A 13364-nucleotide genomic window follows, 5' to 3' on the forward strand; every position below is an offset into this window, starting at 1 on the left:
ACAATTAATGTCCCATTTGCCGAGCCAGCTCGATGAGCTCGTTCGTATCCCAGTTCAGGCGCCCGTTCCGGATGTCGTCGATCAGTGACTGAATCCAGTCCCGATCGGTCCGCAGCCGGGCGATCAGATATTCGCTCTCGATCAGCACGATTCGCGGCAGGACATCGCTGACCGCGTCGGTCTCCCGTTCGAGGCCGGCGAGTTCGTCACTGACCGTGGTCAGTCTGGTCTCCAGTGCGGCGACCGCACTGTCCTTGTCGAGCACCGCGAGGTAGGCCAGCCCCGCGGCAAAGTCCGGGAAGTCCCGTCTCGGCGTGGCCACCATCTCGACCGTCCACTCGATCAGGATCCGGCGCCCGGCCTCGGTGACGGAGTAGACGGTGCGTTCGGGTCGCGCGGCGTCCCGCTCGACGTCGGCGACGTCGATCAGGCCCTCGGCCCGCAACCGGTCGATGGTCTTGTACAGCTGTGAGCGCTGGCCGACGTTGATGACCAGCTCCTTGCCGCGTTCCTTGATGAGCCGCTGCATCCGGTAGGGATGCATGGGCTCTTCCAGGAGCAGGGCGAGCACGCCCACGGCAAGACCGGATCGCTGCATAGTGTCGATACTACTAGTGTCCCAGACACTATTCAACAGTCGCCTGCTTGCCTGAACGCTCACGGTAGGCGTAACTGGCCGGGCGGCGGCCGGTTTTCATGATCACCACGGTGTAGTGGCTGATTTTCGGCGCCTGGAACAGCCACCCGACCGTGGTGATCTTGGCTTGAAAGCTGCCGGGCGCAGCCCGCGTACCCGACCGGCGGCCGGCGAACGAGAACCGGAGGAGCACCCGTCCAGCCCGATCCAGGCCGTAGTGGACAGGACCACCAGCTGATCGCTTGACCGCTGTTGCGTCACCTGTCAAGGTGGTGACGTGAGCCATACGGTCTCCACCCCCGACCTCGACATCGCCTACCTGACCAGCGGCCCTTCGGACGGGAAACCCCTGGTCGCGGCACACGGCTGGCCGGACGATCCGCACTGTTGGGACGGTGTGCTGCCGGAGCTGCACGCCGCCGGCTACCAGGTCTTCCGGCCCTACCTGCGCGGCTTCGGCGAGACGCGGTTCCGGGAGGACGGCGCGATGCGCAGCGGTCAGATCGGCGCGCTGGGCAAGGACCTCGCCGACTTCCTGGACGCGCTCGACCTTCGGGACGTGGTGCTCGTCGGCCACGACTGGGGTGCGCGGGCCGCGTACGTGGTGGGGTCGCTGTTCCCGGACCGGGTGCGCAGGATCGTCGCCATCTCGGCCGGTCACGCGACCAACCACCCCTACGCCCCGTTGAGCTGGGAGCTGAGCCACGCCTACTGGTACGAGTGGTTCGTCGCCACCGACCGGGGGCGCAGGGCCATGCACGACGACCGGCGCGCGTTCTGCCGTTACCTGTGGAGAAGCTGGTCACCGACCTGGGACTTCGCCGAGGCCGACTTCGACGCCGCCGCGCCCGCCTGGGACAACGACGACTGGCCGCAGATCACGATCCACGCCTACCTGCACCGGTGGGGCGAGGCCCCTGGCGATCCGGCCTACGCCGCGATCGAGCACCAGCTGGCGATCCCGGCGCCCGTGCTGTGCCCGACCGTCATGGTGCACGGCGGTGCCGACGCGGACAACCTGCCGGAGACCAGCGAGGGCAAGGAGCACCTGTTCCCGAACGGCTACCGGCGGATCGTGCTCGACGGGGTGGGCCACTTCCCGCCTCGCGAGGCACCGGGGGCGGTGGCGGAGGCGATCCTCAGCCCGGATAGTTCCGAGGGGTGAAGACGACCCGGTCGCCGTCGGCGCGTTCGACGAGCCTGGTCTGCGACGATCCGACGAGCAGCAGCGTCCGCATGTCGACCTGCTCGGGATCGAGGTCGGCCAGCCGCACGACGGTGATGCGCTCCCCGGTCCCGCCGACGTCGCGGCCGAGCACGACCGGGGTGTCCGGCGACCGATGGTCCAGCAGCAGGTCACGGGCCGCGCCGACCTGCCAGGTCCGGCTGCGCGACGCCGGGTTGTAGATCGCGATCACCAGGTCGGCGGCGGCAGCGGCGGACAGTCTGGAGGCGATGACCTCCCACGGCTTGAGCCGGTCGGACAGCGACAGCACGCAGTAGTCGTGCCCGAGCGGAGCACCGACCCTGCTGGCGACCGCCTGAGCTGCGGTCAGACCGGGCAGGATCCGGACCGGCACGTCCTTCCACTTCGGTTCGCAGGCCACCTCCAGCACGGCGCTCGCCATGGCGAACACGCCGGGGTCGCCGGAGGACACGACCGCGACCCGGGCACCACCGCGCGCGAGATCCAGCGCGAACGCGGCGCGCTCGGCCTCCACCCGGTTGTCCGACGGGTGTTTACGCTGGCGGGCGTTCGCCGGGACGCGGTCCAGGTAGGGGCCGTAGCCGACCAGGTCGCTCGCCGTGGACAGCGCTTCCTGGACCTCGGGGGTGAGCCAGGGGCGCCCGGCCGGCCCGAGGCCCACGACCACCACCTCACCGACGCCGACCTGCGCCGACGACACGACCGCTGACGACTCACGCTTCATCGTCGAGGCCGCCAACGGGCTCGGCAGCACGGCGAGCGAGAAGTACGGGACCGTGTCCGGGTCGACGTCGGCGAACACCTCGATGCGCTGGCTGTCGGTGCTGACGCGCTCCGCGTAGTGCAGCCGGTCGAGCACACCCGCCTGCTCGGCGGCGGCGCGGACGGCGCCGAAGGTGCGCCCGAGCTTGAGCACCGCGGCCGAGTCGGTGCCCGCCAGCCGTTGCGCGAGCTGCTCGGGTGCGAGGGTGCCGGGCAGCACCGTGAGTACCTCGTCGCGCTCCACCAGGGGCCTGCCCAGCGCGGCGGACGCGGCGGTCATCGACGTGACACCGGGCACCACCTCCGTCGGGTAGCGGTGCGCCAGACGTTCGTGCAGGTGCATGTAGGAGCCGTAGAAGAACGGGTCGCCCTCGGCGAGCACCACGACGTCGCGTCCCGCGTCGAGGTGCTGCGCGAGCCGCGCCGCCGCCTCGGCGTAGAAGTCGTCCAGCGCGCCCCGGTAACCGCCGGGATGGTCGGTGGCCTCGACCGTCACCGGGTAGACCAGCTGCTCCTCGATCTGGTCGCCGCGCAGGTACGGCTCCGCGATGCGCCGCGCGGTGCTCCTGCCGTGCCGGGCGCAGTGATAGGCGACGACGTCCGCCGCGCCGATCAGCCGTGCCGTCTTGACGGTGACCAGCTCGGGATCACCCGGCCCGACCCCGACGCCCCAGAGACGGCCGACATCCACACTGATCTCCTCACTCACCACTGAACCTGGCCCTCGCGGCCGCGGCCCGCACCGACGCGGGCTCGACGCCCCTGAAGTAGGTCGCGCCGTCGCGCACCACGCGATATCCGTCCGGATCGGCGATCACATCGACCACCTGCCCCGCCGGGCGGCCGCACCGTCGTTCACAGCCCGACCAGTGCACGGCCAGCGCGGGGGCGTCTTCGGCCGGTTCCACGGCCGTGCCCGCCGCGCGACCGGCCGCGATCGAGGCGTCGGCGCGCACGTCGGCGACAGCCTTCGCGCACCCGGGACGTCCGGTGCAGGCGGACACACCGAGCGCGGGCGAGTCCGAGTCGAGCACCAGGCCCGCGCCGGTCAGCCTGCGCATCGCGGCGGCCGTCTCGGGCGGGGACAGGTCCGGCAGCAGCACGCCGCGCCACGGGGTCACCACGACGTCCCGTTCGGCCACCGAGGCGATGACCTGGCACCGCGCCGGGGTCAGTTCGCCCAGCGGAACGGTCGCCGCGAGCGCGACTCGACCGTCGGTCTGCGCGATCCGGCCGACCGGACCGATCGGGTCGCGGTCCGGGACGCTGATCGTCGGCCCGGTGAACGCGTTCACCGCGGTACTGAGCTCACTCACCAGCGACAACGGCCCGTCGGGCAGCTCACGCAGCCGCCAGACCCGTTCGTCGGCCCGTCGGCGCAGGAACGTGGCGGCCGTCTCCAGCAGTGCCGTGACGGCTTCGTGCACCGGCAGCCGCAGGCCGCTGTCCCGGCCGCCGAGCAGCAGTGCGACCTGCTGGTTCGGCAGTGCGAGCGCCGCGACGTCCGCGCCGAGACCGGCCACGTCGCCGCGTCCGTCGTCCACCGCGAAGAGGAACCGGCCGGGCAGCTCCGCCAGCTCCGGCTCGGCGCACAGCCGCCGGTCGAGCTCGCTGAGCAGCGGACGGACGTCCAACGCGCCCACCCCGTCCAGACCGGACAGCGGCGAGGCCAGCATGTTGCGTGCCTTGTCGTGCTCGGGCGAAGGCAGCAACCCGTTGTCGGTGAGCCGGGTCGACAGCTCCAGCTCGGCGCCGGTCCGCAGACCGCGCAGCTGCACGTTGCCCCGGCCGGTCAGCTCGAGCCGACCGTTGCCCAGCTCGCGCGCCCAGCTCGCCAGCGACACCAGCAACTCCCTGGTCAGCGAGCCGCCAGGGATGCGAATGCGCGCCAGGCCGCCGTCCGCCGCCTGATGTACCGCGATCGTGCCCGGGCAGCGATCAGCACCGGCGCGGGGCGCACTCGAGACGACAGCGGACGAGACCACCCAGCGATCGTAGACGTCGGATTTGTCGGGTCGGTGTCCTACAGTGGCCGATGAGACCCGTGTGCACGCGATCCGTGCCACAAGCGGGCTCACACACCGTTGCCGCCCGGAGGGCTCTCCTGTGATCCTGCTGCTGTCCACGTCCGACACCGACCTGCTCAGTGCCCGTGCCAGCGAGGGTGACTATCGGCTCGGCAACCCGGCCCGGCTGACCAGCGAAGACCTTCCCGCGCTCGTCGACGGCGTCGATCTGGTCGTGGTGCGGCTGCTCGGCGGGCGCAGGGCGTGGGAAGAGGGCCTCGACACGCTGCTCGCCGGTTCGGTACCGGTCGTGGTCGTCGGCGGCGAGCAGGCTCCCGACGCGGAGCTGATGGAATGCTCCACGGTGCCCGGAGGCGTGTGTGCGCAAGCACACAGCTATCTGGCGCAGGGCGGGCCGGAGAACCTGGGCGAGCTGGCGAAGTTCCTGTCCGACACGGTGTTGCTGACCGGCTTCGGTTTCGCGCCGCCGTCGGAGACCCCGATCTGGGGCCGGCTGGAGCGTGCGGCGCGTGAGCTGCCCTCGGACGCACCCGTCGTCGGCGTTCTGTACTACCGGGCCCATCAGCTGGCCGGCAACACCGCGTTCGTCGACGGTCTGTGCACCGCGATCGAGGACCACGGAGCCCGCCCGCTGCCGATCTTCTGCGCGTCGCTGCGCACCGCGCCCGACGAGCTCGTCGACGACCTGAAGCAGGTCGACGCGCTGGTCGTCACGGTCCTCGCGGCCGGTGGCGCCACGAGCGGCGCGGCCCCGGCCTCGGTGAGTGCGGGCGGTGACGACGGTGCGTGGGACGTCGGCGCGCTGGCGGCGCTGGACGTGCCCATCCTGCAGGGCCTGTGCCTGACCAGCAGCAAGGCCACCTGGGAGGAGTCAGACGACGGTCTGTCGCCGCTCGACGCCGCGACGCAGGTGGCCATCCCGGAGTTCGACGGACGGCTGATCACGGTGCCGTTCTCGTTCAAGGAGATCGACCCGGACGGGCTCACCGTGTACGTCGCCGATCCGGAGCGCGCCGCCCGGGTCGCCGGTATCGCCACGCGGCACGCGAAGCTGCGGCACATCCCGGCCGCCGAGCGCCGGATCGTGCTGATGCTGTCCGCGTACCCGACCAAGCATTCCCGCATCGGCAACGCGGTCGGGCTGGACACCCCGGCCAGCGTCGTGCGGCTGCTCGCCGCGATGCGCGAGGCCGGCTACGACGTCGGTCCGGAGGACGGGCCCGATGCGCTGCCCGGTCTTGCCGCTCAGGACGGTGACGCGCTGGTGCACGCACTGATCGCGGCCGGCGGGCAGGACCAGGACTGGTTGACCGAGGAGCAGATCACCGGCAACCCGATCCGCATCTCTGCTGCTGACTACCAGGCGTTCTACGACACCCTGCCCGCCGAGCTGCGAGAAAGCATCCAGCGGCACTGGGGGCCGCCGCCCGGTGAGCTGTTCGTCGACCGGTCGCGGGACAAGCGCGGCGAGATCGTGCTGGCGGCGTTGCGCGCCGGGAACGTCGTGGTCATGGTGCAGCCGCCGCGCGGCTTCGGGGACAACCCGATCGCGATCTACCACGACCCCGACCTCCCGCCCACCCACCACTACCTGGCCGCGTACCGCTGGCTGGCGCAGTCCACCGGCACCGGTGGGTTCGGCGCCGACGCGATGGTGCACGTCGGCAAGCACGGCAACCTGGAGTGGCTGCCCGGTAAGAACGCCGGCATGTCCGCCGCGTGCGGGCCGGACGCGGCGCTCGGCGACCTGCCGCTGGTCTACCCGTTCCTGGTCAACGACCCTGGCGAGGGTACGCAGGCGAAGCGCCGGGTGCACGCCACCCTGGTCGATCATCTGATCCCGCCGATGGCCCGCGCGGAGAGCTACGGCGACATCGCCCGGCTGGAGCAGCTGCTCGACGAGCACGCGAACATCGCCGCGCTGGACCCGGCGAAGCTGCCGGCGATCCGTCAGCAGATCTGGACGCTCATGCAGGCGGCCAAGCTGGACCACGACCTGGGCGTCACGGACCGTCCGCACGACGCGGAGTTCGACGACTTCCTGCTGCACGTCGACGGCTGGCTGTGCGAGGTCAAGGACGCCCAGATCCGCGACGGCCTGCACATCCTGGGCGCCGCGCCGACCGGTGAGGCGCGGGTCAACCTGGTGCTGGCCATGCTGCGCGCGAGGCAGCTGTGGGGCGGCGAGCGTGCCCTGCCCGGCCTGCGCGAGGCGCTCGGCCTCCGGGAGGACGACACCGAGGGCCTCGGCCGCACGGACCGGATCGAGGAACAGGCCCGAGGCCTGGTGGCCGCGATGGAGGCCAAGGACTGGGACCCGGCCGCGGTCCCCGAGACCCTCCGCGAGTCGGGGATTCCATCAGGGCGAGTCGGGGATTCCGTCGGCCCGGACCTCGAGCAGGTCGAGGCGGTCCTGAGGTTCGCCGCGACCGAGGTCGTCCCGAGGCTCGCGCGCACGACCGACGAGCTGACCAACGTGCTGCACGCGCTGGACGGCGGCTACATCCCGGCCGGCCCGTCCGGCTCACCGCTGCGCGGGCTGCTCAACGTGCTGCCCACGGGTCGCAACTTCTACTCGGTCGACCCGAAGGCCGTGCCGAGCAGGCTGGCCTGGGAGACCGGCTCGGCGATGGCCGAGTCGCTGCTGACCAGGTACCGCACCGACCACGGCGACTGGCCCAGCTCGGTCGGCCTGTCCGCGTGGGGCACCTCCGCGATGCGTACCTCCGGCGACGACATCGCCGAGATCCTGGCGCTGCTCGGGGTGCGGCCGGTGTGGGACGAGGCGTCCCGGCGGGTCAGCGGCATCGAGCCGATCGCGCTGGACGAGCTGGGCAGGCCCCGCATCGACGTCACGGTGCGCATCTCCGGGTTCTTTCGCGACGCGTTCCCGCACGTCGTCTCGCTGCTGGACGACGCGGTGCGCCTGGTCGCGGGCCTCGACGAGCCCGCCGAGCAGAACTTCGTCCGCGCGCACGCCCAGGCCGACCTGGCCGAGCACGGTGACGAACGCCGTGCCACCACGCGCATCTTCGGTTCGAAGCCGGGTGCGTACGGGGCCGGCATCCTGCCGCTGCTGGAGAGCCGCAACTGGCGTGACGACGCCGACCTCGCCGAGGTCTACGCGACCTGGGGCGGCTTCGCGTACGGCCGGGGCCTGGACGGCCGCGCCGCCCGTCCGGACATGGAGAGCGCCTACCGGCGGATCGCGGTGGCGGCGAAGAACGTCGACACCCGCGAGCACGACATCGCCGACTCCGACGACTACTTCCAGTACCACGGCGGCATGATCGCCACGGTCCGCGCGCTCACCGGGAAGGCGCCGCAGGCCTACATCGGCGACAGCACCCGGCCGGACGCCGTCCGCACGCGCACGCTGTCCGAGGAGACGTCCCGGGTGTTCCGCGCGCGGGTGGTCAACCCGCGCTGGATCGCCGCGATGCGCCGCCACGGCTACAAAGGCGCGTTCGAGCTGGCCGCGACGGTCGATTACCTGTACGGCTACGACGCCACCACCGGTGTCGTCGCAGACTGGATGTACGAGAAGCTCGCCGAGTCCTACGTGTTCGACCCGGAGACCACGAAGTTCCTGCAGGAATCCAACCCGTGGGCCCGCCACGGCATCACCGAGCGCCTGCTCGAAGCCGTCGACCGCGGTCTGTGGGAACATCCGGAACCGGACACCCTCGCCGGCCTCCGCCAGGCCTACCTGGACACCGAGGCCGACCTGGAGGAGAACACGGAGTGAGTCAGTGAACAGCAAGATCGTCCTCGGCATCGAGACCTCGTGCGACGAGACCGGCGTCGGGCTGGTCAGAGACGGCGAGCTGCTCGGCGACGCCCTGGCCTCGTCGATGGACGAGCACGTCCGGTTCGGCGGTGTGGTCCCGGAGATCGCCGCGCGGGCACACGTGTCCTCGCTGGTCCCGTGCGTGCGCGAGGCGATGGCGAAGGCCGGGGCGAAGCCGCGCGACATCGGCGCGATCGCGGTGACCGTCGGCCCCGGCCTGGCGACCGCGCTGCACGTGGGCGTCGCCGCGGCCAAGGCCTACGCCGGCGCCTGGGGCGTGCCGCTCTACGGCGTGCACCACCTCGCGGGGCACGCCGCCGCCGACCTGCTGGAGCACGGCGCGCTGCCGCCGCGCAGCGTCGTGCTGATCATCTCGGGTGGGCACACCTCGCTGCTGTCGGTGGGTGATCTCGCGCGTGACGAGGTCATCCACCTGTCGGACACGATCGACGACGCGGCCGGCGAGGCGTTCGACAAGGTCGCCCGCATCCTCGGCCTGCCCTACCCCGGTGGCCCCTCGATCGACAAGGCCGCACGGGAAGGTGACCCGGCCGCGATCGCCTTCCCCCGGCCGTTGACCGGCCGGCGCGATCCCGAGCTGGGCTTCTCCTTCTCCGGTCTGAAGACCGCGGTGGCCCGCTGGGTGGAGCGCTGCGAGGCCGACGGCCGTCCGGTACCGGTGCCGGACGTGGCGGCATCGTTCCAGGAGGCCGTGGCCGACGTGCTCACCTCGAAGGCCCTGCTCGCCTGCCGGCGCCACGGTGTCCAGGACCTGGTGGTGGTCGGCGGCGTCGCCGCCAACAGCCGAGTGCGGGCGCTGGCCGAACAGCGCTGCACCGATGCCGGCATCACGCTGCGGGTCCCGCCGCTACGGCTGTGCACCGACAACGGCGCGATGATCGCCGCCGTGGGCGACCTGCTGGTCCGCTCCGGTGCCGAGCCGACCGACCTGTCCGTCTCGGCCCGCCCCAGCGTGGTGCTGCAGCGGGCTCAGCTCAACTAGGCCAGCCGCGCAACCTCGCAGACCTTGATGTCGCGTCGCAGACGCTGCGGCATCTGCGACGCGACATGAGGCTCTGCGAAGTGAACCGTGGTAATGCTCAGTTCGCGCCGGCGTGGTTCTGCAGTGTGGCCAGCTGGCCCGCGGGCTTGCGCTCCTCGCGGACGTCGGGACGGACCGCGGGGCGGACCACCGCCCCGGACCCTGCCGCCCGGATCGCCGGATGCACACCGGCGACGAGACCCACCAGCAGGCTGAGTGCGAACGCGATGATCACGAACGACGGCGCGAGCTCCGGCACACCGAGCTGCGGTTCGATGCTCGGCAGCATCTGCTGAGCCGTGTACACCAGACCCAGGCCGGCCAGCACGCCGACCACACCGGCCACGGCGGCGACCAGCACCGACTCGCCGAGCACCTGCGCCACGATCGTCTGCCTGCGGGAGCCCATCGTGCGCCAGACGCCGATCTCGTCAGTGCGCCGGGAGACCGAGGACATCATGACGTTCGACAGGCCGGCGGCGCCGATGATCAACGCGAGCGCGACCACGGCCCAGATGGTCCAGAACAGGACCTGCGCGAGCTGACCGGCGACCGCGACCTTCGAGTCCTGGTACGTGCTGGTCCCGAAGTCCTCTTCGAGACCGCTCGCCTTGGCCGGCGTGTGCAACGGGTCCAGGATCGCACTGACCTGATCGTTGACCGGATCGACGGCTTCCTTACTGGTCATGACAATGCCGATCTCGCCGACCGTACGGGTGCCGCCGAGGAGGCTGGAACGGACCACGGACAGCGGCGCCACCGCAATCGAACCACCATTCCCAGTGGCATTGTGCGCAAGCACCCCGATGACCTGGAAAGTCAACCGGCCGATCTGAATTTGGGACGCCAGAGCTTTGCCGGTGTCATTGTTGAACAACCCCTTCAGCGTACTGGGGCCGATCACCGCCACCCGTGCGGCGGACTCGTACTCACTTTCGGTGAACATCCGACCGGCCGCGAGTGGGGTCGACTTGTAGCTCAGCCAGTCCGGGGTCGAACCGATGATGCTGGCCCGGAATTGTGTGCCCTGATACCGCATCATCGCGGTGCCGCTGGTGATCGGCACGACGTTCGAGACCAGCTTCGGGTCCAGTCCCTGCTTGAGCGCCTCATAGTCCGCTTTGCCCAAACTCTGGAGACCAGTGGCCTTCGGCGAGTTGGTCGAGCCCGGCGTCAGGCTCATGGAGGTCATCAACGGGTCCAGACTGGTCTGATACGAGTCAGAAACCTTGTCCGAGAAACCGAGCAAAGCGATCACGAGAGCAACACCGAGAACAATTCCGAACGCTGCGAGCAGGGAGCGGAACCAGGCGGTGCGTAACGTGGAGAAGATATGACTACCCGACGACTGGAGACTCACGGAGGTGCCCTTCCCGTGCGTGCGGCGCGGGAAATCCCCATCACCGCTCAACCCCCCGGCTGAGCCCGATTTGAGCCCTCACAGAATAGCCACAGGGAATCGGTTAATCCAGGGGCAATTCTTCTTAACCCAGCCGTTGCGCAAACATAGGCCAGGCTAACTTTCTTTCTGAGAAATCTCAGGATTTGAATGTGAAGGCGAGGTGCTCTAGACACGCTCGTCGAGCACGGAGCCCAGGAAGGAGGTCCACTCGGCGCCCGACACCGTGATCACCGGACCCTGGCCACGGTTCTTGGAGTCGGCGATCTGGACGCAGGTTCCAACGAACCGCACCTCCACACAGGTCCCACCGTTGTTGCTGTGGCTCGACACGAACCACTCGGTGGCACCTGTGCTCATCTACAACTCCGTCTCCACCCGCTTGATCAGCGCCAGTGAATCATGTGAACTGAGCGCAAGATCCAGGGCCTCACGCAGGGCATAAGAGTACTGCCGCACGAGATCGGGCCGTTCCGCAATTTCCATGATCGTAAGGTTCTCCAGGTAGAGCAGGGACGGCAGCCTTGCGCCAGGGAAATCGAGCAGGTGATAGGTCGACGCACCGAGCCCGTCGTAGCCGCCGGCCGCGAATGGCACCACGCGGATGTCCACGTTGCCCGAGCGCTCTTCAGCAACTTCCAGGAGATGCCTCAGTTGCGCCTTGAGCACCTCAGGGCCACCGACCTGTTGCCGCAACGCACCCTCGTTGACGACGGCAGTGAGATGCAACGGTTCCTCGTCGAACAACCGGCGCTGCCGCGCCAACCGTGCTTCGATCCGCGGGTCCACCTCGGTCAGGCGATAGTTCGGCGTGCCATGGAACAGTGCCCGCCCATACGCTTCGGTTTGCAACAGGCCGGGAATCAGAAGCGTCTCGTGTGTTTGCACCGACTCGGCGCCATGCTCGCAACCGATGTAGCGCAGAACAGTCTGGTCGAAGATTCCGCTGTAGGCCTGCCACCAGCCACGAGTGTTCGCACGCGCGCGTAGCTCGCGCAGCTCAGCGACCTCCTCGTCAGCCAGCTCGTAGGCGGCGAGCAGCGCATCCAGCTTCTCTGGCGCGATCTTGGTCTTACCCCGCTCCACATCGGAGACGTAGCCCTGGGTGCATCGCGCGTGCTTCGCCGCGGCCGTTGAAGTCAGCCCCGTGGCTTCCCGACGCTCACGCAACCGAAGCCCGAGTTCCCAGCTCGCCAGCACCGGAGATTCCGGAGCCATCGTTTCCCCTATCGCCATCGATATCGCCAGCAATACTCTGTCCGACATCGGAAACAATACCGATCATGTCCAGGGGGGGGACCCGTGCACCACAGAGATGACTGGCCGACCGAACCCGTCCTCGCCGCCACGAACCGGCTCGCGCTGCGAGACGAGGCACTTCCCCGTCACCTGAAGCCGTCGGCCGTCCTTCTGCATCGCCAGGTCCGTCGACGACTGCGCGAGCTGGACCTGGCCCTGGACCGCGCGACCGACACCTATCTGGCCAGCGAACTTCGCGGGGCGACCGCGAGCCTGCGCGAACTGCTCGCCTGCCACTTTCCCCTCGACTCCGACCGCTGCCCGACCTGCAGAAACCGGCTCGGACGCACCCACGAATGGCCGTGCCACGTGTGGCGCACCGCGTTCGCACTCCTGGTCCGGAGACAGACTTAGCAATCTTTAAGTTAAAGCTACACAATATTGTTCAAAATGTTTAGCTAGATTGCAGCTATCGATGCTGTGATGATCGAGCCCATGAAGGTGTTGTGGATCTACGCTCATCCGGAAAGCCGGTCGTTGAACGGGTCGCTGCGCGATGCGGGAATCCAGCTGCTGTCCGCCAGTGAGCACGAGTACCGCGAGTCCGACCTGTACGCCATGAGGTGGAACCCGGTGGTCGACGCCGCCGACTTCGGCCACGACCCGGCCGAGCGGCTCGACGTTCTCGCCGAGTCGGAACGCGCCTACCGGGCCGGGGAGCTGGCTGAGGACATCCGGATCGAGCAGGAGAAGATTCGCTGGGCCGACACACTGGTGTTCCAGTTCCCGCTGTGGTGGTTCGGGCCGCCCGCCATTCTCAAGGGGTGGTTCGACCGCATCTTCGTGCAGGGTTTCGCGCAGGGTGTGATCGATCCCCGCACCGGACGCGCCCGTCGCTACGGCGACGGCGGTTTGTACGGGAAGCGGGCGATGGTCGTCGTCACCGTCGGGGCGAACGACGCGAGCACCGGACCCCGAGGGATCCACGGCGATCTCACCGAGGTCCTGTTCCCGTTGCTGCACGGCACTCTCTGGTACAGCGGCATGGACGTCGTCGAACCGTTCATCGTCACCGGGACCGGCTCCGACCTCGACTACAGCTCGCTCGCCGACCGCCTGACGCAGCGGATCCTGTCGATCCCGCAGAGCACACCACTGCCCTACCGGACCCAGAACTCCGGGGACTACGACGATCACCTCGTACTCAAGCCGAACCGGGCGCCGGGCGTCACCGGACTCCAGGCGCACTACCTGGCCTGAG

12 protein-coding genes are annotated in these 13364 nt (G+C 69.4%); 5 read left to right on the plus strand and 7 right to left on the minus strand.

The annotated features are described in order from the left end of the window. Positions 1-4: 4 nt before the first annotated feature. Positions 5-598 carry a PadR family transcriptional regulator gene (locus G406_RS0103590; RefSeq protein WP_028932739.1) on the minus strand — a complete coding sequence of 198 codons (594 nt, stop codon included), beginning with the start codon at positions 596-598 and terminating at the stop codon, positions 5-7. A 28-nt stretch (positions 599-626) separates the two neighbouring features. Next, complete coding sequence (locus G406_RS0103595; protein WP_156934654.1) at positions 627-923, minus strand: hypothetical protein; 297 nt, start codon at positions 921-923, stop codon at positions 627-629. Here G406_RS0103595 and G406_RS0103600 point away from each other — a divergent pair. Continuing rightward, on the plus strand, positions 915-1802 hold the full coding sequence (locus G406_RS0103600) for an alpha/beta fold hydrolase (protein WP_028932741.1): 888 nt from the start codon (positions 915-917) through the stop codon (positions 1800-1802). The two genes, G406_RS0103595 and G406_RS0103600, sit on opposite strands and share 9 nt — an antisense overlap. Here the strand turns inward: G406_RS0103600 and G406_RS0103605 are convergent. Further along, positions 1777-3315, minus strand: a complete 1539-nt coding sequence (locus tag G406_RS0103605) for a precorrin-2 C(20)-methyltransferase (protein WP_245606988.1) — start codon at positions 3313-3315, stop codon at positions 1777-1779. The genes G406_RS0103600 and G406_RS0103605 overlap by 26 nt on opposite strands. Then, on the minus strand, positions 3308-4591 hold the full coding sequence (cobG, locus tag G406_RS0103610) for a precorrin-3B synthase (protein ID WP_028932743.1): 1284 nt from the start codon (positions 4589-4591) through the stop codon (positions 3308-3310). The genes G406_RS0103605 and cobG overlap by 8 nt, the downstream gene beginning before the upstream one ends. A gap of 121 nt (positions 4592-4712) precedes the next feature. Here cobG and cobN point away from each other — a divergent pair, with 121 nt between their 5' ends. Both cobN and tsaD read left to right on the plus strand, forming a co-directional pair. Next, positions 4713-8381 carry a cobaltochelatase subunit CobN gene (cobN, locus tag G406_RS0103615; RefSeq protein WP_028932744.1) on the plus strand — a complete coding sequence of 1223 codons (3669 nt, stop codon included), beginning with the start codon at positions 4713-4715 and terminating at the stop codon, positions 8379-8381. A 4-nt stretch (positions 8382-8385) separates the two neighbouring features. After that, positions 8386-9426, plus strand: coding sequence for a tRNA (adenosine(37)-N6)-threonylcarbamoyltransferase complex transferase subunit TsaD (gene tsaD, locus G406_RS0103620; RefSeq protein ID WP_037074745.1), 1041 nt, complete (start codon positions 8386-8388; stop codon positions 9424-9426). Positions 9427-9523: 97 nt separating this feature from the next. Here tsaD and G406_RS0103625 read toward each other — a convergent pair whose 3' ends face one another. The 3 genes from G406_RS0103625 to G406_RS0103635 all read right to left on the minus strand — a co-directional run bounded on the left by G406_RS0103625 (position 9524) and on the right by G406_RS0103635 (position 12130). After that, the gene (locus tag G406_RS0103625; protein WP_169736585.1) at positions 9524-10825 is read right to left on the minus strand and encodes an ABC transporter permease; all 1302 of its coding nucleotides are present in this window, start codon (positions 10823-10825) and stop codon (positions 9524-9526) included. Positions 10826-11032: 207 nt separating this feature from the next. Continuing rightward, positions 11033-11224 carry a DUF397 domain-containing protein gene (locus tag G406_RS0103630; protein ID WP_028932747.1) on the minus strand — a complete coding sequence of 64 codons (192 nt, stop codon included), beginning with the start codon at positions 11222-11224 and terminating at the stop codon, positions 11033-11035. Then, on the minus strand, positions 11225-12130 hold the full coding sequence (locus G406_RS0103635) for a helix-turn-helix domain-containing protein (RefSeq protein ID WP_245606989.1): 906 nt from the start codon (positions 12128-12130) through the stop codon (positions 11225-11227). Positions 12131-12166: 36 nt separating this feature from the next. Here G406_RS0103635 and G406_RS0103640 point away from each other — a divergent pair, with 36 nt between their 5' ends. Both G406_RS0103640 and G406_RS0103645 read left to right on the plus strand, forming a co-directional pair. After that, positions 12167-12517, plus strand: coding sequence for a hypothetical protein (locus G406_RS0103640; RefSeq protein ID WP_028932749.1), 351 nt, complete (start codon positions 12167-12169; stop codon positions 12515-12517). Positions 12518-12586: 69 nt separating this feature from the next. After that, the gene (locus G406_RS0103645; RefSeq protein WP_245606990.1) at positions 12587-13363 is read left to right on the plus strand and encodes an NAD(P)H-dependent oxidoreductase; all 777 of its coding nucleotides are present in this window, start codon (positions 12587-12589) and stop codon (positions 13361-13363) included. Position 13364: the final 1 nt, after the last annotated feature.

The organism is Actinospineispora spinosispora DSM 44797, assembly GCF_000429025.1.
GTDB classification, from domain to species: Bacteria; Actinomycetota; Actinomycetes; order Mycobacteriales; family Pseudonocardiaceae; genus Pseudonocardia; species Pseudonocardia spinosispora.

Coding starts and splice junctions, on each gene's coding strand:
- G406_RS0103590 (WP_028932739.1), bottom strand. CDS start 598: ATGCAGCGATCCGGTCTTGCCGTGGGCGTGCTCGCCCTGCTCCTGGAA.
- G406_RS0103595 (WP_156934654.1), bottom strand. CDS start 923: ATGGCTCACGTCACCACCTTGACAGGTGACGCAACAGCGGTCAAGCGA.
- G406_RS0103630 (WP_028932747.1), bottom strand. CDS start 11,224: ATGAGCACAGGTGCCACCGAGTGGTTCGTGTCGAGCCACAGCAACAAC.
- G406_RS0103635 (WP_245606989.1), bottom strand. CDS start 12,130: ATGTCGGACAGAGTATTGCTGGCGATATCGATGGCGATAGGGGAAACG.
- G406_RS0103645 (WP_245606990.1), top strand. CDS start 12,587: ATGATCGAGCCCATGAAGGTGTTGTGGATCTACGCTCATCCGGAAAGC.